This window comes from Prochlorococcus marinus str. MIT 1013 (assembly GCF_027359395.1).
GTDB classification, from domain to species: Bacteria; Cyanobacteriota; Cyanobacteriia; order PCC-6307; family Cyanobiaceae; genus Prochlorococcus_B; species Prochlorococcus_B marinus_E.
The window spans coordinates 799,380-818,821 of sequence record NZ_CP114778.1 but is presented as its reverse complement, the minus strand read 5'-3'; the positions used below and the strand labels follow the sequence as shown (position 1 = coordinate 818,821).

Annotated in this window: 20 protein-coding genes and 1 tRNA gene; 3 read left to right on the top strand and 18 right to left on the bottom strand. The window is 35.6% G+C overall.

Translation table 11 applies throughout. From position 1 onward, the window contains the following. Positions 1-19: 19 nt before the first annotated feature. The 5 genes from O5633_RS05170 to O5633_RS05150 form a co-directional block, all read right to left on the bottom strand. On the bottom strand, positions 20-697 hold the full coding sequence (locus O5633_RS05170; RefSeq protein WP_269611054.1) for a sulfotransferase family 2 domain-containing protein: 678 nt from the start codon (positions 695-697) through the stop codon (positions 20-22). A gap of 711 nt (positions 698-1,408) precedes the next feature. Further along, positions 1,409-2,140 (bottom strand): 3-deoxy-manno-octulosonate cytidylyltransferase, encoded by a 732-nt coding sequence (gene kdsB / locus O5633_RS05165; protein ID WP_269611053.1) that lies wholly within the window; start codon positions 2,138-2,140, stop codon positions 1,409-1,411. Positions 2,141-2,337: 197 nt separating this feature from the next. After that, the gene (locus O5633_RS05160) at positions 2,338-3,411 is read right to left on the bottom strand and encodes an NADH:flavin oxidoreductase/NADH oxidase (RefSeq protein WP_269611051.1); all 1,074 of its coding nucleotides are present in this window, start codon (positions 3,409-3,411) and stop codon (positions 2,338-2,340) included. Next, positions 3,408-3,893 carry a hypothetical protein gene (locus O5633_RS05155; RefSeq protein WP_269611050.1) on the bottom strand — a complete coding sequence of 162 codons (486 nt, stop codon included), beginning with the start codon at positions 3,891-3,893 and terminating at the stop codon, positions 3,408-3,410. Before O5633_RS05155 ends, O5633_RS05160 begins: the two co-directional genes overlap by 4 nt. Before the next feature lie 282 nt (positions 3,894-4,175). Continuing rightward, positions 4,176-4,249 (bottom strand) — tRNA-Arg (locus O5633_RS05150). A 319-nt stretch (positions 4,250-4,568) separates the two neighbouring features. Between O5633_RS05150 and O5633_RS05145 the strand changes: the two genes are divergently transcribed. After that, positions 4,569-5,393, top strand: a complete 825-nt coding sequence (locus O5633_RS05145; protein ID WP_269611049.1) for a hypothetical protein — start codon at positions 4,569-4,571, stop codon at positions 5,391-5,393. A 295-nt stretch (positions 5,394-5,688) separates the two neighbouring features. Here the strand turns inward: O5633_RS05145 and rsmI are convergent, their stop codons facing one another. Continuing rightward, complete coding sequence (rsmI, locus tag O5633_RS05140; RefSeq protein WP_269611047.1) at positions 5,689-6,579, bottom strand: 16S rRNA (cytidine(1402)-2'-O)-methyltransferase; 891 nt, start codon at positions 6,577-6,579, stop codon at positions 5,689-5,691. A gap of 1 nt (position 6,580) precedes the next feature. On the opposite strand from rsmI, the gene O5633_RS05135 reads away from it, so the two are divergent. Further along, on the top strand, positions 6,581-7,495 hold the full coding sequence (locus tag O5633_RS05135; protein ID WP_269611046.1) for a 3'(2'),5'-bisphosphate nucleotidase CysQ family protein: 915 nt from the start codon (positions 6,581-6,583) through the stop codon (positions 7,493-7,495). 3 nt (positions 7,496-7,498) lie between these two features. Here the strand turns inward: O5633_RS05135 and O5633_RS05130 are convergent, their stop codons facing one another. The 12 genes from O5633_RS05130 to sppA all read right to left on the bottom strand — a co-directional run bounded on the left by O5633_RS05130 (position 7,499) and on the right by sppA (position 18,438). Next, a complete protein-coding gene (locus O5633_RS05130; protein WP_269611044.1) occupies positions 7,499-9,667 on the bottom strand; it encodes a polyribonucleotide nucleotidyltransferase in 2,169 nt (722 codons plus the stop codon). Between the two features lie 184 nt (positions 9,668-9,851). Continuing rightward, positions 9,852-10,154, bottom strand: coding sequence for a 30S ribosomal protein S14 (gene rpsN / locus O5633_RS05125; RefSeq protein WP_269606477.1), 303 nt, complete (start codon positions 10,152-10,154; stop codon positions 9,852-9,854). Positions 10,155-10,288: 134 nt separating this feature from the next. Then, positions 10,289-11,371, bottom strand: coding sequence for an RIP metalloprotease RseP (gene rseP, locus O5633_RS05120; RefSeq protein ID WP_269611042.1), 1,083 nt, complete (start codon positions 11,369-11,371; stop codon positions 10,289-10,291). Between the two features lie 19 nt (positions 11,372-11,390). Continuing rightward, entirely contained in the window at positions 11,391-12,671 is a 1,281-nt protein-coding gene (gene serS / locus O5633_RS05115) for a serine--tRNA ligase (RefSeq protein ID WP_269611041.1), read from the bottom strand. Between the two features lie 123 nt (positions 12,672-12,794). Continuing rightward, positions 12,795-14,273 (bottom strand): AAA family ATPase, encoded by a 1,479-nt coding sequence (locus tag O5633_RS05110; protein ID WP_269611039.1) that lies wholly within the window; start codon positions 14,271-14,273, stop codon positions 12,795-12,797. 57 nt (positions 14,274-14,330) lie between these two features. Next, on the bottom strand, positions 14,331-15,479 hold the full coding sequence (gene yidC, locus O5633_RS05105; protein WP_269611038.1) for a membrane protein insertase YidC: 1,149 nt from the start codon (positions 15,477-15,479) through the stop codon (positions 14,331-14,333). A gap of 84 nt (positions 15,480-15,563) precedes the next feature. Beyond that, entirely contained in the window at positions 15,564-15,974 is a 411-nt protein-coding gene (locus tag O5633_RS05100) for a PH domain-containing protein (RefSeq protein ID WP_269611037.1), read from the bottom strand. After that, the gene (gene rnpA / locus O5633_RS05095) at positions 15,971-16,357 is read right to left on the bottom strand and encodes a ribonuclease P protein component (RefSeq protein WP_269611035.1); all 387 of its coding nucleotides are present in this window, start codon (positions 16,355-16,357) and stop codon (positions 15,971-15,973) included. The genes O5633_RS05100 and rnpA overlap by 4 nt, the downstream gene beginning before the upstream one ends. 39 nt (positions 16,358-16,396) lie before the next feature. Next, a complete protein-coding gene (rpmH, locus tag O5633_RS05090) occupies positions 16,397-16,534 on the bottom strand; it encodes a 50S ribosomal protein L34 (protein ID WP_269606465.1) in 138 nt (45 codons plus the stop codon). A gap of 48 nt (positions 16,535-16,582) precedes the next feature. Then, positions 16,583-17,158 (bottom strand): DUF2808 domain-containing protein, encoded by a 576-nt coding sequence (locus O5633_RS05085; RefSeq protein ID WP_269611034.1) that lies wholly within the window; start codon positions 17,156-17,158, stop codon positions 16,583-16,585. A 96-nt stretch (positions 17,159-17,254) separates the two neighbouring features. Then, positions 17,255-17,632, bottom strand: coding sequence for a chorismate mutase (aroH, locus tag O5633_RS05080; protein ID WP_269611032.1), 378 nt, complete (start codon positions 17,630-17,632; stop codon positions 17,255-17,257). Further along, entirely contained in the window at positions 17,629-18,438 is an 810-nt protein-coding gene (gene sppA / locus O5633_RS05075) for a signal peptide peptidase SppA (RefSeq protein ID WP_269611031.1), read from the bottom strand. The genes aroH and sppA overlap by 4 nt, the downstream gene beginning before the upstream one ends. 53 nt (positions 18,439-18,491) lie before the next feature. Between sppA and O5633_RS05070 the strand changes: the two genes are divergently transcribed. Beyond that, positions 18,492-19,442, top strand: a complete 951-nt coding sequence (locus tag O5633_RS05070) for a DMT family transporter (RefSeq protein ID WP_269611030.1) — start codon at positions 18,492-18,494, stop codon at positions 19,440-19,442.

The window sequence follows — 19,442 nt, the reverse complement described above, 5'->3', positions numbered from 1 at the left end:
ATTTATTATGAACCGTCTGTTAAAGTTCGTAGCCAAATTTTTCATAGTCTTCTTTATAAAATTCTTTGATCAATTTTACCGTATTGTCATTTACAAGATCTTTATTATATGGTTTGGATGTCCAAGTACGTGGAAATTTCCAACCATCATCTAAAATCTCCACATCAGTTTCTTTATTTCTGGATTTTATTTTAATTTGTAAATCATTAAATACTGTTCTTATTGCATTTTCTAATCCATCCTCTATTTTAAATATTCTATTAACCTTTTCTGGGATGAAATGGTGTTGTGGCTTTATATAATTTGCTAAGTAATATTCATCAGATGAATATTTTTCAAATGAATCAATAACAAAGTCTTCAAAAGTCATTCGCTCAAAATAGGCATGCCCTTTGCATTTATTACTTATTGCCCATTGGTATTGGGAAAAGAATCTCTTAACCGGCTCTCTTACAATAGCGAAAGAATATAATTTTTCAAAGAAGAATAATTGCTCTAAGATTTTCATATCATAATGATTTGGTGGACATTTCAGATATGGTCTTGCGAACATATATTCGGGTCCAGCTCCGTAGTGGCGCAAGCCAATTGAGTGAAAGAAGTGCTCTAACATTGTTCCTGCAGTTTTTGGAATATGAACATGAAAAAATGTTAATTTGTTTTCAACACCTCTATCTTCCAATTGATAAATTGGCATTTTAAACGTTAATTAATAATATGATTAATTATATTCCATACCTGAAAGAATTTAGATTTCTATGATTTTGTTTGATAGAAGTTGATTGATAATCAAATGCTTGTTTGAATTTCCTAGATCTCTCAATATTTTTACCGATAAAAAAACTCATAACTTCAGCAGTAGCTCATCTGCCCGCGAGGGGAAGTGATTAGATGAGAGCTTTCATAAAGTGCTTGCAATGGTTTCAGCATGCGCATATGTGCGCACATTAGCAATATTTAGCCATATCTAGCCATGGCCAGCTATGTAGTAGCTCTTAGTAGATTTACTGTAATTTCAATTGTGTTTGAGTACGCTCACTGCTGGATTCGAACCAGCGGCCCAATGCTTAGAAGGCAGTTTCTTTTTTCTTGTAAAGCATTGTTATAACTAGGTTTAGCGCTAAGTGTTGAAAAGTTATGTGCATCAAAGTGCGCACCATATCCATGAAAAGATTAATTGGAACTATTCAGTCTATATCTATATTTTACCACTTTATTTCTTATTCGTTTAAATGAAAAAAGAGCCGTCAAAAGTGCACCACATTTTTAAATTTAACCTAGACAAGAGGTGTGATTTATTCGAAATCACTAGGTTTTAAAGCCCATGATTTTTCATCTGAACATTTTTATACTCTACAGGAAATTAAAAACCTTGTTCTAGAGGAATAAAATAAAGAATAGCAATCATTTACCTATTTTTTATTTTGCTAATAACCTTATTCAAGTCAATCTGGGTATCCACAGAAGTGGTTTGATCATTTAATATACAAGAGAATATAGTAAAATCATTTTCCAAACCCCTAAGCAATTCTATTCCTTCTGCCTTTTCTAAGTCCCCCATCGGCAGGCTCGCAAAGTTTCTTAATGATTCCACTGAAAAAGCATAAAGCCCTAATTGTTTGAAATAAATATAATCAGACAAGTCTTCTGCATTGTTAATAATTGGTTGTCTTGATAAATACTGTATCTTGGTATTCCCTTTTGCTAATGCACATTTTGCCTCATTTATATCCATAGCTTCTTGAGAATTAATAGGTTCAACACCACTAATAATAGAATTTTCTTCATTATCTAGAATAGATACCATTGAGATGATTTGAGATAAGGAATTTGAGCTAATAAGCGGTTCATCACCTTGAAGGTTAATAACGTAATCTGTCTCAACTTGACTAGATGCTATAGCGACCCTATCGGTTCCTGAATTGCATTCAGGAGTTAAAATAACATTAATAAAATAGCTCTCACATAAAGACTTTATCTCTTCTGAGTCTGTGCATACATAAACTGGTAAACCAGTTTCTATGGCATTCTTTGCACAATAAATAACCATAGGAATTCCATCAATTAAAGCAAAAGGTTTCCTAGGAAACCTTTTGCTCATTAATCTTGCAGGAATAAAAATGGAAGTTTTAACTGTCATAAATAATCTAGAAAAGTCTTTATTTAATTAAATGATCTTTTATATATTCTAGAAAATATAGCTCGCGAATGTCTCATTAAAATGTTTTTATAAGTCGTTAGTTAACAAAACAATTGTTGCTCAATAAAGTATATATTTTTCTATTATTAATGTTGAAATCTAAGATTATTGATCAAGTTTATCAAGTGTAATATTTTCTAAGGAAGACATCTTTTGTATTGATTAGGCATAATAAATCTTTCTGAGAGCTCATTTGCAGCGCGAATAGCAAACCATGGATCTCTGATAAATTGTCTACCCAATGCAACCATATCGGCCTTACCATTTTTAATAATATCATTTGCCTGCTTGGGAGTTGTAATCATTCCCGCTGTGCGAACTGGGATTTGCACAGCAGATTTCACCTTTTCTGCAAGATGAACCTGATAGCAAGGTCCAAATTTTAGTTTTGTAATTGGCAAAATCCCACCACTAGATATACACAAATAGCTCACACCAAGTGTCTTCAACTTATGAGCAAGTCTTATGCAGTCGTTAATTGTCCACCCCCCATTAAGACAATCATCCCCTGTCAAACGCACACCAAGAATCTTTTCTCTTGGAAGTACTTCCCTGACTTTCTCGATAACCTGAAGAGGGAATCTACATCTATTTAAAAAGTCACCTCCAAACTGATCCTTCCGCTTATTTGATATTGGCGAGAGAAATTGATGGAGAAGGTAGCCATGGGCCATATGGACTTCAACACCTTGAAAGCCTGCCAAGCAAGCCTTTTTTGTTGTCAATTCAAAATCATTAACAGTCTTATTTATTTCGTCAATATTCATTTGACGAGGTTTTTGCCAACCTTTATCTCTTGCGATAGAAGAAGCCGATACTGTTTCCCATCCAGACTGATACTTGTCAAGAGATGTTCCGTTTTTTTCCCATGGTACGTTTACGGACCCTTTCCTCCCCGCATGAGAAATTTGAAGTGAAATTGGAATATCTGATAAAGTTTTTATTTCTTTCAAAAGGTTAGAAAACGCAATAACTTGATCATCATTTTCCAAGACAAGGTCTTTAGAAGATATCCTCCCTTTCATTGAAACTGCAGTGGATTCAATCATAAGCATTCCAGCGCCTGAAAGAGCCAAAGTTCCTAAATGTCGACGATGCCAAGCTGATGGTTCTCCATTACTTGAGGAATATTGACACATAGGCGCTACAACTAATCGATTCTTGAGATACTGCCCTGAAAGATTTATTGGTGTAAATAAATTGGTTGTCAATGATTCAACTCAACGACAAATTCATTGTGTGGATGAAATATTGCATGTTCGTAAGCCCAATAAGTCTCAACAAAATAAAGACCTAGAGCTTTACCAAGTTTTGGAAGATGAGGGACTCCATCGCTATCAATCATTGACTTCATTGGTGTAGCGAAACGCAACCATTCTCCAGTAGGTTGCTCTGGATAGTCCAATCGACATGCCAAAGCTATTTCTGGTGAGACAAGTCCTAATTCATGAGTTGGTAGAGAGTCATAAATTTTAAGTAGTGTTGTTGGTTCGTCAAATCCAAGAGAAGCAACTGTCACTCTAGCTAATTTAATAGGATAATTGAACTTGATTTTCTTATTCAGCTCTCTGGCAAAAATATCTTGTACCCATTCACTTACTCTATAGCCTTTGGATAATAGGATGGCTACTCCTTCTGCACCATTTTCAAACTCAATATTCGTTAAATTCTTCCATTCCTTAACTTCCTTCATCGATACAAATTTTTTATAGAAAATTGGAACAAACTCTCTAGGCGCAGATTAACTAATATCGCTTTTGGAGAGTCTCATTTTCATATTACTCTACTATTATGAGTAGTTTATTTGAATTTTTTTAGATCCAAATCCAACCGACCATTTCGAATGGTATAACTAAATGCTTAAGGTGAATATTCTGGTGCAGAAGTGCTATATAGGCAAGTATCACGACATATCAAGATGACTCAGGGAATTTCAAGATCTCTGAAGTCTATTGGTATCTGTATGTTTTTGGAACGCTCCCTGCTGGATTCGAACCAGCGGCCCACTGCTTAGAAGGCAGTTGCTCTATCCAGCTGAGCTAAGGGAGCTAAAGAGGATCTTTAGAGAAAAACGATAAACATCGCTTTGAACTGAAAAATCAACTATTTAAGATTACATACTGACGAGGCTTGCCACAAGAGGAATTAAGCAGACCAACAATAGCTTGATTAATTATTTGTTGATATTGATTATTTTTAAAAGAGAGAAGAGTAGTTTTCATGTTTTAAAAATCAAGTATTGATGATGTTTTTAATTAAAATGAATTTAATTTATTTTAATTCCTGAATTTTTTATAAGAGTTTTTCATAGGTTGAAAAATTTTTTTTACTACTTCTGGTGATTAGGTCTTATCTTGGATAAGTAGAAATGATAGAAATGATTTCAAGAAGGTTGACCAAGACGCAAAAAGAAGAAATTTTAGAGGCTTATATGGCTGGAGATAATACCAATGTCCTTGCGGAAAAATATAGTTGTACTACCAATACTATAAATCGAACGGTCAAAAATCTATTGTCAGAAAGTGAATATGCACTTGTAAAGAAAAAAAGATCAAAGATCGGTAACAAAACTACAAATTTAGTTAACAATGAAACAGAAAAAGAAAAAATTGAAGATTTAGAACAGTTAAATTCATCAATTTCATTTAAGGAAAAAGTTAATCAAGAAGACCTAAGTTTAAAAGTGAATGAAGAATCTCCATTCCCAGAGCTTGAAAAAATTGCTTTTTTAGCTCTTGAAGATTCTGATGATTTTGGTGAAGATATAACCTCTAAAATGCAAAATAATCAACACAATCAAAATCATCAGAATTTTGATCAAGATTTTGAGGAGATAGTTCCCTTGATCTCTAGTTTTGATTTTGATCTAGAGAAGAAAAAATCTGATTTTCAAATACTTAATTATGAAAGCCTTCCTGAGACAGTTTATATGATTGTTGATAAGAAAGTTGAGCTGGACTTACAACTTATTTCTGATTTGCCAGAATGGAGTTTTTTGCCCGAAAAAGAATTAGAAAGAAATGCAATTTTATTATTTGCTAATCAACGTTCTGCGAAAAGAATTTGTTCAAAAAATCAGAGAGTTATTAAAGTTCCAAACACAAGTATTTTTAAACTTTCAAAGTCATATTTAATTTCAAAAGGTATTACTCGTTTAATTCTAGAAGATTCAATTATTGCTTTGGATGATTAGTTGTTTCAAAGATTAATTTTTATCATTATTATTAATCATTAATACTGAAGTTACTCCTCCAGACATTAATCCTACAGTGAATGATGTACCTATTATGAAACCAATTGGCAGCGATACAGTTTTATTTATGAGAAAATCTAAACGATATTTCTTACCTAAGTTTTGGGACCCAAGGCAGAGGAAGAAAATTAGTAATATTGATGTCGCAACATTTAAGGTTAAAAGTTTTAATTTAAAAAACATATAGAATATTTTAATTTAAAGTTTATATTTAATCAGCATTAAGCTAAAATTACTATTTGTCAAGTTTCTTATGTAACTTTGAATAAAGCCATTTTTTTTCATAACCTGTTTCTTCTGCGATTTTTCGAGCTGCGATGTTTGATTTTTCTCCTTGCTTAATTAATTCATGGAGCTTATTTAATGCTTCAGATTCACTTATTCTATTATTATTATTATTATTACTATTTCCTCCTAAAACAATTGTAAATTCTCCTTTAGGCTTATTGACAATAAAATATCTTAGGACCTCTTCTATAGTCTTTCCTATTGACTCTTCGTATCTTTTTGTAAGTTCTCTCGCGATTTGAATAGGACGCTTATTTCCGCATAAATTAGATAAATCTTCTAAAAGTTTTATTAAGTGATGTGGTGATTCATAGATTACTGACGTTCTTTGTTCTTGAGAAATATCTTCCAAACGTTTTTTTCTAATACTTTGTTTTTTTGGAAGAAACCCTTCAAAGCAAAACCTTTCTGAGGGTAATCCACTTATTACTAGTGCTGTTATTGCTGCACATGGACCAGGGATGCAAATCACTTCATAACTTTTTGACTTTGCAGCATGAACAAGCTCTTGTCCAGGATCATTTATCCCTGGTAATCCAGCATCACTAATTAATGCAAGACTTCCACCACTTTCTAAAATTTCCAGTAATTGAGATTGTCGACTTTTGAAATTATGTTTGTGATAGCTAAGAAGAGGTACTTTAGATTCTATTATTTTCATTAGTTTTCCACTCCTTCGACTATCTTCACAGGCTATTAGTGACACATTCTTTAGAATCGACTTTGCCCTTGGAGACAAATCACCTAAGTTGCCTATTGGTGTCCCTACTATGTAAAGAGTACCTGGACAAGGTTCGGATCTTTCTTGTTGAGGCTGTTGATCATCAATTAAATCCATTATGTCAATTGATCTTGTTGTGCCAGAAGAGGTCGACTTAACGACTTTATTGGATGAACTTAGAAAGCTTAGCTGGGCTGCCGCAGATGTTTTGATGGCTTATGCGCGAGGTCAAGAACCTCCTTTTGGCTTCCCAAAACATTTGACTGTAGAAGAAGGTGGCGATGGCCCAGTATCAGCAGCTGATACGGCAGTGAATGAATTATTGACCTCTGGGTTGAAGGATAATCTCACTTATAAAGAATGGGATATTTTAAGTGAAGAAACTTCTAAGGAGAAAACTTTTCAACGAGGCCATTATAAAAAAGATTGGTGCTGGATTATTGATCCACTTGATGGAACAAAGGATTTTCTTCAAGGATCTGAAAATTATGCAGTTCATATTGCTTTGGCATACAAGCAAAAACCAAAAATTGGGATAGTTTTGATTCCTGAAAAAGAGGAGTTATGGTTTGGAATCCTTGGAAGTGGTGCTTGGTATGAAAATCGTGATGGTTCTAAAAAGTCGGTTTCTTTTAGTGAGAGGCTAGATGTATCTGAATTGGTGCTCGTCTCAAGCAAAAATCATCAACAAACAGAACTTCTAAATCTTCTATCAACTTTGTCGTTTGCTGAGACGAAAAAGATAGGTAGCGTCGGTTGTAAAGTCGCATCAATTTTAAGAGGAGATGCTGATGTTTATATATCTCTATCTGGAAAAACTTCTCCTAAGGATTGGGATATGGCCGCTCCTCATGCGCTTATTGATGCAGCTGGTGGAATGTTCTCTCATGCAGATGGAGGAAAATTGACTTACCAAAAAACAAATTATTCTCAATCTGGTTGCTTAATAGCTAGTCATGGTAAATCTCATCAAAAAATTTGTCAAAAAGCTATGGATTTTTTCTCTTTAGAAGAACCTAAATATAAAGTCTAATTATTAAGTAAGAGGGGCTACAGGAGTAGGAGTTGGCTCAGGATAATTGTTCATCCCACCATTTTGAGGTACTCCCCTTAACGTTAAATTGATGCGTCCTCGATTATCTATCTCTCTTACTCTTACAGTGACTTGGTCTCCAACTTTTACAACATCTTCAACTTTTTCAACTCGTGCTTCAGATAATTGAGAAATATGAATCATTCCTTCTTTGCCAGGAAGGATTTCTACAAAGGCGCCGATTGGAATGATTCTAGTAATGGAGCCAGAGAAAATCTCACCTTCATGTACTTTTCTTGTTAAACCTTCAATAATTCTTTGAGCTTCTTCTGCGGCTGCTCCATCATGGGATGCAATAGTTACTATCCCTCCATCTTCTATATCGATTTTTGTGTTGGTTCTTTCGGTGATACCTTTTATTGTTCTTCCGCCAGGTCCAATAACAGTTCCTATAAGTTCTGGATCTATTCTAAAACTTAATAGTCTTGGAGCATGAGGAGAAAGATTATCTTTTGGTGTCTCAATTGCCTCTAACATTTTTCCTAATATATGAGTCCTTGCAGGAAGTGCTTGATTTATAGCCTCACCAATTGTCTCAATTGGAAGTCCAGTTATCTTCATATCCATTTGCAAGGCCGTAATTCCTTTCTCTGTCCCTGCAACTTTGAAATCCATATCTCCAAGAAAATCTTCTATCCCTTGAATATCAGTTAAAATTCTTACTTCTTTTCCTTCTTTAATTAATCCCATTGCAGCTCCACCAACAGGAGCTTTTAAAGGAACTCCAGCATCCATCAAGGCTAAAGTACTCCCACATACTGAAGCCATTGAAGTAGAGCCATTTGAACTCAAGACTTCGCTAACAACTCTAAGAACATAAGGGAAAGTATCTTTTGCTGGGAGAACAGGGATCAAGGCTCTTTCTGCTAAAGCTCCATGACCAACTTCTCTTCTGCCAGGAGTTCTCATTGGTTTAGTCTCCCCAACTGAATAAGGTGGGAAGTTGTAGTGATGTATGTATGTCTTGTCGGTATTAGGGTTTAAATCATCCATTTCTTGTGCATCACTTGGAGTCCCTAATGTTGCCGTAGATAAAACTTGAGTTAAACCTCTTTGAAACAAAGCTGATCCATGAACTCTATTGGGTAAAACTGCAGCATCTGCATCAATTTCCCTTACTTCATTTAATTCTCTTCCATCGACCCTTTTCCCTTCCTTAATTATCTGATCTCTCATTAACTTTTTGGTTAAAGCTTTATAACTATTTTCTAACAACTTGTTATTTAAAGAAAGAGATTTCTTAACAGCATTGTCATCCTTTAGTCCATCTATTTTTGAAGAAATACTTATCTTTATGTCTTCAATTTTATTGTCTCTCTCCTCTTTTGTTTGATCGAAGTTTTTCAAAACTTCACTAATTGATTTCGTACAATTTTTATCTAAATAGTTTGAAATTGTGTCATCTACTTGAGGCGCTTCTGGTACCTCTTGTTTGATTCCTGCTTCTTTTAAAACTTCCTTTTGAGCATTGATTAATTCAGTTATGGCTTCGTAGCCAAAGTCAATAGCTTCAATAACATCTTGTTCTGAAAGTTGATTAGCACCTGCTTCAACCATCACTACTCCATCTGGAGTCCCTGCAACTACAAGATCAAGATCACCTCTTTCGATTTCTCGATAACTTGGATTAAGAACGAAGTCATCACCTAATAGACCAACTCGAACAGCGGCCATAGGACCTTGGAAAGGGATGCCTGCCATCAACGTTGCCATTGAAGATCCAGTTACAGCCAAAACATCTGCAGGAACTCGTTCATCTAAGGAGAGACATGTCGCAACTATTTGTATATCGTCTCTCATCCAACCAGGGAAAAGAGGTCTCATCGGGCGATCAATAAGCCTTGATATTAAAGTTGCTCGCTCGGGAGGACGTCCTTCACGTCGCATAAAACTTCCTGGAATCCTTCCTGCTGCATATAACCTTTCTTCGTAATCACACATTAAAGGTAGGAAATCTACCCCTTCTCGCCCTGTAGATTTTGTTGCTGTTACTAGAACGGAGGTGTCCCCACATTCAATCATTACTGAACCACCAGCCTGTGGAGCAAATCTCCCTGTAGTGAGCTTTATCTCTCTACCATCGAAGGAAACGGATTTTGTCTGACCTTGCACGTGACTTTATAGCTTTTTGTCTTCAGACATTCTTACACTTAATGGGACTAATTGAGTAAAAATCTTGATAGATTTGTTTCCTTGAGGAAACATTTACCACAATTACTGAAACTCTAAAACTAAAAAAAAAGTGGGAGATTTAATCTTTACCACTTCTTGGTGTAATTGAATTTACTGTTAGTTTTTACCAGCTTGATTTAACTACTCCAGGCAATTCTCCATTATGTGCTCTTGATCTAAGTTGATTTCTGCAAAGGCCAAAATCTCTATAAACACCTCTTGGCTTTCCTGTAGCCCAACAACGATTTCTAATTCTATTTGGTGCGCAATTTCTAGGTAAAGCTTGAATCTTTCTATGAATCTCTAGTCTCTCCATAGGATCTTTGGCTGATTTGAAAGCATCAATAAGTGTTTTACGCTTAGCTGCGTATCTTTCTACGAGTTTTTTGCGCTTTACATCACGCGCTATCATCGACTTTTTGGCCATTAAGAGCTTATTTTGCACATTTGTATAGCATCTTAACTCCTTGCCTGATTGTTTTAAGATATTGCCTGGAATTTATTTTCAAAATATTTTGACAACAAAAAAATATCCATATTTTTAGAATATTTTTAGAATAATTATCTGTGAACAAATTGTTGCACTAAAGATAATTGTGTTGTGTCACGGATTATTAAAACCACACTGAGACCCACAAGTAAGACAAAGCCTGATTGCATAAAAGCTAATTGAATTTTCTCAGGCACTGGTTTCCCACGGATACTTTCTAGAATAAGAAGAACTAGCTGTCCACCATCAAGAAGTGGCAATGGTAACGAGTTGAGAACAGCAAGATTAATTGAAACTAATGCAGAAAAAAGGACAAGCCCTGATCCACCTTGTTCAGAAAGCTGAGCACCAATTTCAACAATTTTTACTGGCCCACTTAACTGTTGAGCAGTTGAAGCAAAATTTGTAATCAAACTTTTATAGCCAATAACTGTTCGACTTAGTAATTCATAAAATTGTGAATTTGAACTATTAACTATTTCACTAATATTCTTTGCTTTAGATAATTCATTTGGAAGATTGGGTTGTAATTGAGCTCCTATCCTTCCACTTCCTTCATTGTCAGAGGGGGTTATAGAAACTGTTTCACTTTTATCTTGATTAACTCTCTCGAAAAGTAATTCTTCCCCTGAGGATGTCTGAATAATATTGACTAAATTTATGATCCCTTCTTTCCCTCTGCCTAATGGTTGACCGTTTACGCTTATTATTTTGTCTCCAGCAACTAATCCTGATTTAAATGCAGGCTCGTCTGGCTGAATTCCCATAATTATGACACCTTGCTCAGGTTGAGTAGGAATCCCTGCAAAGCTTGCTTGACCAATAAGTACAATCCAAGCAAGTAATAAATTTGCTACAACCCCTGCAGAAATAACTATTGCTCTTTGGTGAATTGGCCTATTCTTTAAAAGATCAGGGTCATTGGGTTTAACTAGTGAATCTGTTTCTTCATCAGGGAAGGAGACAAACCCCCCTAAAGGAAGAGATCTAAGTGAATAAGTAATTCCATTTATTTCCTTTTTTAAAAGAGCTGGTCCAAAACCAATTGAAAACCCACTAACTTTAATTTTTTGAATAACAGCTGCTAAAAAATGACCAGCCTCATGAAAAAAAATAAGAAGGCCAAGTACAGCTATAGATAAGAGAACGTTCATTAATTAGATTTTGATTGAGTTATTCTGGCTGTAATTTGTCCGAACCGAAGTAAGGTATTAAGGCTTTTGGTAAATTGATACTTCCATCAGATTGTTGACCATTTTCCAGAATCGCAGCCATAGTGCGACCTATCGCCAGTCCACTACCATTTAAAGTATGTAAAAGTATATTTTTTTTATTGTTATCTTTTGTTCGTATTGAAGATCTTCTAGCTTGAAAGTCTCCGCAATTGCTGCAACTAGATATTTCTCTAAAGCTATTTGCACCTGGCAGCCAAACCTCCAGATCGTATGTTCTTTTTGCTGAGAAACCTAAATCTCCTGTGCAAAGCTGAATTACTCTATAAGGAAGTTCTAGTTCTTGCAGCACAGATTCTGCATCACAAGTCATTTGTTCTAAAGCTTCTTTAGACTTTTCAGGACTAGAGAACCAATATAGTTCTACTTTATTGAATTGATGAAGTCTGATTAGGCCTCTAGTGTCTCTACCGTAACTCCCAGCTTCTCTTCTGAAGCAGGGACTATAAGCAACGTACTTTAATGGGAGCAAATCTTTAGGGATTATTTCACCTCTATGAAGAGACGTTAATGGAACTTCAGCAGTAGGAGTAAGCCATAAATCATCATCAGCACATCGAAAACTTTCTTCTGCAAATTTTGGTAACTGTCCTGATCCAGTAAGACTTGCTGTGTTTACAAGTGCTGGAGGAAGAACTTCTAAATATCCCTTTTTAACATGCAAATCAAGCATGAAGTTTATGAGTGATCTCTCAAGTTTTGCAGCCTGGTTGAAAAGGGTTACAAATCGACTTTTGGCTATTAATGATGATTTCTCACTATCCCAGAGGTTTAATTTACTAGCAATTTCCCAATGCTCTTTGAGATTATTTCCCGATGAAGGTTCACCCCATCTTCTTATTTCCTTGTTATCTTTTTCGTTTTTTCCTTTAATAGCATTTTTCTCTGGAAGGTTGGGTAAACAAAGTATTTGTTCATTTAATCTTTGTGAAATAGATTTTTCTTCCTCTTCAATAACCGAAACTTGTTTTTTTATTTGGTTTCCTTTGATTCGTAGGTTTGAGATCTCTTCAGAATTTGGAGAAAGACCTTTTTTTATTTTTTGTCCAACCTCTTTGCCTATTGAATTTCCCTGTGCTTGTAAAGTGCTTCTTTTTTCCTCAAGCTCTTTTAGATCTTTGCATAATTTTTGAAGAGGGCCTAAATCAACATCCATTCCTCTTGATATAAGTCCTTCCTTAATTAAATTAGGATTCTCCCTAAGAATTCGCTGGTCTATCACTATCTAAATATTTAAGTCCCTTTAGCCTAATCGTTAATTGTTCCTAAAAATAATCACCCTTGTTAATTTCTTCTGGATTAAGAACTACTTTTTCTTTTGTTAAAACTAAAAACAACTAGAAATCTAAAAAAGTTTTGGTGATGAAGCTCTTGCTCTTCCACCAGATGCCCATTCTTTTAAAGATTCAAGTTGTTCTCTTGCCGTTCTAGAAAGAGGGACAAGTTGACTTGTAGCAAGTATCAAATCTCCTTCAAGAAGCTCTCTTTTCTCTGCAAATGCAAAATACATTGCTTCTATGACAGTTTGTTCTAATTCTGCTCCAGAGAATCCCTCAGTTCTATCAACAGCAGCCTTTAAATCAATTTGTAAATTAGGTCTTCGTTTTTGAAGATGAAGTTCAAGGATGCGATGTCTTTCATTCCTAGAGGGTAATTCCAGCATGAAAATTTCATCGAATCTTCCTTTTCTGAGTAGTTCAGCAGGAAGCTTATCAATTCCATTTGCAGTGGCCACAAGAAAAACAGAAGAAGTTTTTTCTGACATCCAAGTAAGAATATTTGCAAGGACTCTTTGACTGGTTCCTCCATCACTTCTTCCATCTCCACCAAAAGCCTTGTCAATTTCGTCAATCCACAAAATGCAAGGGGCCATAGCTTCAGCGCGCTGAATGGTTTCTCTTGTTCGTGCTTCACTGGCTCCTACTAAGCCAGCAAATAATCTACCTACATCAAGTCTTAATAAGGGCATAGACCAACTATTTGCTATTGCTTTAGCTACTAGAGATTTTCCTGTTCCTTGAGGGCCGACTAGCAAAACCCCTTTGGGTAAAGGCAATCCAAAATCTTTTGCTTCTTCTGAGAAAGCTTGTTTTCTTTGCTTCAACCAATCTTTCAATATTTGTAAACCTCCAACATCATTTGGCGACTTATCTGTCTTGCAATATTCCAGCACCTCGCTACGAGCAATAGATTGGCGTTTTTCTTCCAGTACTTCTATTAAATCTTCTTTGCCAATTTGACCCCTTTGAGCCAGAGCTCTAGCAGCTACTTTACGAATTCTGGATTCACTAAGACCTCCACATGCGTTTGTAAGTTCCTTGAGAACGTTATCCTCTAAATGAGAACTACTTGCCTTAGAGATATTTGATAAAAGTGTTTTGATTTCATTTTCTTTAGGTAGAGGGAGATCAAGAATAGTTAGGTCCTCTTCTAAATCGTTTGCCGGGCTCCATAAGCCAGAACTAATAATTATTGAATGAGGCTTTGATCTAAGATAGACAGTTAAATTTTTCAACATTCTTAGGATGCCTGGATCTTCACAAAAATGGTGAAAATCTTTTAACAAAAGTATCGTTGGAGAACTTTCATCCAGTTTTTTAATCCATTCAAGAACAGCCATTGGCTGCCTAGAGCCAATTTTATTGGAATTAAGAATATTACCAATCCCATCTATATAATCCCAAGTTGCAAGTCTTCTTGGCGAAAGTCTCTTAGTAGAATTTTTTAAAAGAGTTTCAACTCTTTCTTCTTCATTACTCCTTATCCAAATAATTGGAGTTCTTGCTCTAATTAGTAGATCAAGTTGTTCGTCCCAATGAGACATAAGTTGAATCTATGATTATAGATAAGACATCATTTATATAATAAGTTGGTCCTGAAATTATTTATTACTTTTTGGTTCAAAAGGTAATCTATCTGAATCTGATATTACTTCTGCAGTAACAGAAACCGAAGTCTTATCTTGCTGTTTTAATTGGTCATCAAGAATTTTTTGTAAATTCTCTGGTAGAGATTCTCTACTAAGAAGAAAAGTTTGTAACCCTTGGAAAATATTTGCAATGACCATATAAAGCAAAACACCAGCAGGTAGAGGGAAGAATAAAAACATTCCAGTTATCATTACAGGTGTAATTTTATTAGCAGTTGATTGTTGTTTGTTTACAGGCATCCCTCTTCCCGAAAGGACCTGCGAAATGACAAGTGTTAAACCAAAGCCTGCTACTAGAATGGCAATATCCCAATGAATGGCACCATCTACATAAAAGCCAACATTTCCTAGTGCTTTTATAAACAAGAAACCGCTTTTAGCTGCTAAACCTGGAATCTTCGCTTCGACTGTCGCATCACCAGGATTAATTGCACTTACAGTTCCGTCTGCGGATACTTGTACAACCTCTTCTCCTTTTGTGACTTTCCAAGAAGGAGAAAATTTAGCTCCATTTTCGTATTTCTGCAATTCGTTGACGTATGAATCACCACTAATTGTTTGTAAATTGATTTTAACTTTCTCACCTGAACCTATTTTTGTGCCTCCAGGAAGAGATGCAATAACAGGAAAATGATTTTTTTCAGTAATAAATATGGAATGTTTTGCTGTCTTGAAAGGTTTGGGTTCTACAGCAGCTAATTGGTCTGAAGGCAGAACTTTAATATTTACCAGATATGGTACGTCAGCAAAAGGTGAACCCCTCAAAGTTGCAAATAATGCAAACAAGATAGGCATCTGAACAAGAAGAGGAAGGCATCCAGCTAAAGGACTACCAAATTCACCCATTAATTTCCCTAACTCTTCTTGTTGCTTTTGAGGATTGCTTGCGTAGCGACTTTTGATCTCAGCCTGCCTTTTTTGCATTACAGGCTGAGCTATCTTCATCCTTCTCGCGCTTCTGATGGAGCCAGCGCTAAGAGGAAAAAGTGCTAGACGTATAACTATAGTTAATGCGACAATCGCTAGTCCATAACTAGGAACTAATCCGTAGAAAAAATCTAGGATCGGGATAAGTAGATTGTCTGAGATGTACCCGATCACGGTTTTTAATTTAGAAAGATTGAGTTTGTTAGGCCAGTTTGCCTTAGAAGATGTGTTCTTGTCTCACATATTTGCGAGGGCTCATTAGTTTGAAAAGCCCTGAACGTCTTTAACAAGTTTATTGGTGGGTGAATTTTCTATTTTTTGAAGAATATATGATTCTGTTTCTCTAAAATTTGGAAGTGATCTCATCTCTAAGCGAGCTCCATCTTTAAGGACTAAAACCATATCACCATAAGACCCTAAACCTCTTGGAATTGCCCTGATTTCACTTATTTGACTATAAACAACTTGAGTTTTGTCTCTGCCTAGCCAGCCACCTGTAACAGATATTCGACGAGTCGTAATTTTGTATCTGACCCACAAAGCTCTAACCAGCGCTCCAAAAGTAAAAGGTAAACCTATAAGTGTTATACCAGCCATCAAATTTATTATTAAATCACCATTGGCAGGGCCGCCTTCGTAAAAAATGTCTTCGTTAGGACCGTTTTTCATTTTGTTATTCCAGCCTTATAGAGTAGTTTGTCACATTCTCTAAGCAGCGCACTATTAGAATTTTTCATGCAAGAAGGTTTCAAGGAAATAAAAGCCCAAACTTCATTTTCATAAGAGATATTAGAAAGTCTTTCTGACAAGTGATGGTGAAATAACCGTCGAAGCTTATTTCTTGTAACTGATTTTTTGCTTACTTTATTGCTTATTGAAATGGCACATTTTATGGAGGACCCAATATGTGAGTTAAATCCTTTTGATTGAAGCTTTGTATTTGCTTTTGTAATCCTTAGAACCATTGAAGGGCTATAAAACCTTGAGCCCTCTTTATAAATGAAGTCAAAACATCTATGACCTTTGAGTCGCATATGTTTTGGTAAAACCATTAGAAGAAACTTTACTTGTAAGTATCTTTAAAAGAATGTTTAGACTGTTAAACGAGCTCTTCCACGTTTCCTGCGAGTTCTCACAACTCTTCTTCCAGTATGAGATCTCATTCTCACTCTAAAGCCGGAAACTCTTTTCCTTTTTCTACTAGTTCCTCCAAAGGTCCTTTTTGTCATTTTTATTTATTCTCGTATTGGATTAGATATAGATGTTAATTTATCAGCTCATTGAACGTCTATGTTCCAAGTGCCCAAATATGTTGAGATAGGAATGTCTCCTGATTTCTGAGAGAGTGCTCGAAATTGAAACATGCCTCTTTTTCTAGGATTAAATATTTTCATTACTACAGCGTAATTATCCTTGTTGGATGGAATTGGCTTTTCTGGAAAGATTTCAATAGAAGTTTGTTTATTGTTAACTTCAATTAGAGAAGGAATATTTTCTATACAACGAGTCCTTTCAGTATATCCTCCGACTTTTACTTTACAGAGACTTAATTTTTTGGTCTTAATTTTTGCTTTAAAATAATTTGGAACTGCAATGGTCAATTTGACAATATCTTCTTTTCTTTCCTTGCCTCTAAGAAAGAGGTAATAAGTAGCTCTTTCATTTCTTTCGGAAGCAGATTGATAATATTTTAATCTTTTGTATCCTGGCTCTGGATCCCATTGGTGTTCAAAGAATCCTGGGGATGCAGAAGACTTTGGAGTGAAGAGAGAAGCACCTGTTCCAAACAAAAAAGCTGAAAATCCAATAAAAACAAATTTCTTGATGGTTGATAATGATTTCTTCTTGGACATAATTTGAATTTTTCAGAAATATAAATCACTTGAATATTTTCAAGTGGATAAGCATGATTTTTTTAAATATAAGTGGTTGTTGGGAAAAATCTTAATTTATCTGTCTGGACGTAAATTTTTTGCTTTCCCTAGATAAGGATTTTGGGGTGTCTGATTATTTGCTAAAGAAACGTAAGCAAGAAGTCGAATACATTTCGATAAGTCGTCTTTAACAAACATTTGTTGGCAGTCTAAAAGTGCGATTTTTTCCCAGCCTGTTTTTTTTCTAGCAATAGAGGCGGGGAAACAAGCATCTAAGTCTGATGTGACGGAAAAAGTAACAGAAATAATTTGATCTGGGATCAAATTATTTCTTGAGACTAATTCAACTAGCAATTCTTCTACCGCTGAAGTGATTGACTCAACAGAATTGTTTTCACAAGTCGTTGCCCCTCTCAATGCACAGAGATTAGTAAATTCATTTTGGAAATTCATGGTTTATAGAGCCAAAGGATTTGTCCATTTCCCTCGAACTCCATGTTTAATGTATTTAGAAGATTGTGGATTAATTTTCCACCTGGTAAAAACCCTAATAATTTCTTTTTGGATTTACCAAAGGTGATTGGCTTTGTTTTTTCATCTAGGTTTGCAATTTTAATAGCAAGTAATTTTGCATCGTTTTCATCACCAATCTCATCAACCAGACCAAATTCTTTAGCTTGCTCTCCGGTAAAAACTCTCCCATCGGCAAAACTCTTAACAACTTCTGGTGTTAAATTTCTTCCTCTTGAAACTGCCATAACAAATTGTTCATAACTGCTATCAATTAGAGATTGAAGTAGTGCCCTTTCTTCAGTTGATAAAGCTCGATCAGGTGAAAGGATGTCTTTATAAATTCCACTTTTCACCGTCTCAAATTTAATACCAACTTTTTCTAATAACTTAGATAAGTTATTTCCTCTTAAAATCACACCAATAGAGCCTGTTATTGTTCCTGGGTTGGCAACAATTTTTTCAGCACCTACTCCTATATAGACTCCTCCTGAGGCTGAAATATTGCCAAAACTGGCTACAACATGACAACCTTTTTCTCTTAGTCTCAAGAGAGCACTATGGATTTCTTGGCTATCACCAACTGTTCCTCCAGGACTATCAATGCGAAGTAATAGGGCTGGGAACTCTCTTTCTTCAATTTGCTTTAATGCTTTTAGAACATTTTTTCGAGTTTCTGCATTGATAGGACCTTCAATACAGATTCGTGCCATCCTTTTTTTGGATTTGCGTCTCAAGGGCCAAATCATTCAAATTATGCATAACTTTATTGATCTTAAAAAGGAGATTGCTTTCTGACCTTATGTTTGTCATTTGGAATTGGTTTTTGATGATCTTGCCGTTCGCTCTTTGGGGTACCTCAATGGCGGCTATGGCGCCTTTGGTTAATGCCGCGGGACCCGAGATTGTTGCCTCACTAAGGCTTTTGCCCGCAGGTTTAGTGGTTTTGGCTTCAGTGCCTTTCTTAAAGAGAAGTTGGAATATTTCAAAAGATGATTTGGTGTGGTTTTTCGTATTTACTTTGATTGACGCAACCCTTTTTCAGATTTTTCTAGCAAAAGGTTTAATGGAAACAGGAGCAGGTTTGGGTTCTGTTCTTATAGATTCCCAACCTCTGATGGTTGCTTTATTAGCAAGAATTTTGTTTGGAGATGCAATAAATCCAATTGGATGGATCGGCTTGATACTTGGTTTGGTGGGAATAATTTGTCTCGGAGTTCCTACTGAGTTGCTTGGAAATTGGTTTTTGCTTGGCAAATTTGAATCAGGAAGTAATTTTTTAAGCCATGGAGAGGTTTGGATGATATGCGCAGCCGGCTCTATGGCTTTAGGGACGGTGCTTATTCGTTTCGCTTGTAAAAACAGTGATCCTGTCGCAGTAACAGGATGGCACATGGTTTTAGGCAGCGTCCCCCTTCTTTTTTGGCATGTCTTCGATAAAAATTGGCCATTGGTACCTGATTGGTCTGCTTTTGAATGGACTTTGATGTCTTATTCAAGTTTGTTTGGAAGCGCATTGGCCTATGGATTATTTTTTTGGTTTGCAAGCCGTAAAGAATTAACAAGCTTTAGTACTCTTGCATTTTTAACTCCTGTATTTGCATTGATTACTGGTGGAATTTGGTTAGGCGAGAGACTTTTTCTACTTCAGTGGGTTGGAGTTGTTTTGGTTTTAATGTCAGTACTATTTGTTAGCCAGAGAAGAAGGTTCTGGGGTGGTAATAGTAATAAGAAATTAATAGAAGAGGCTTGA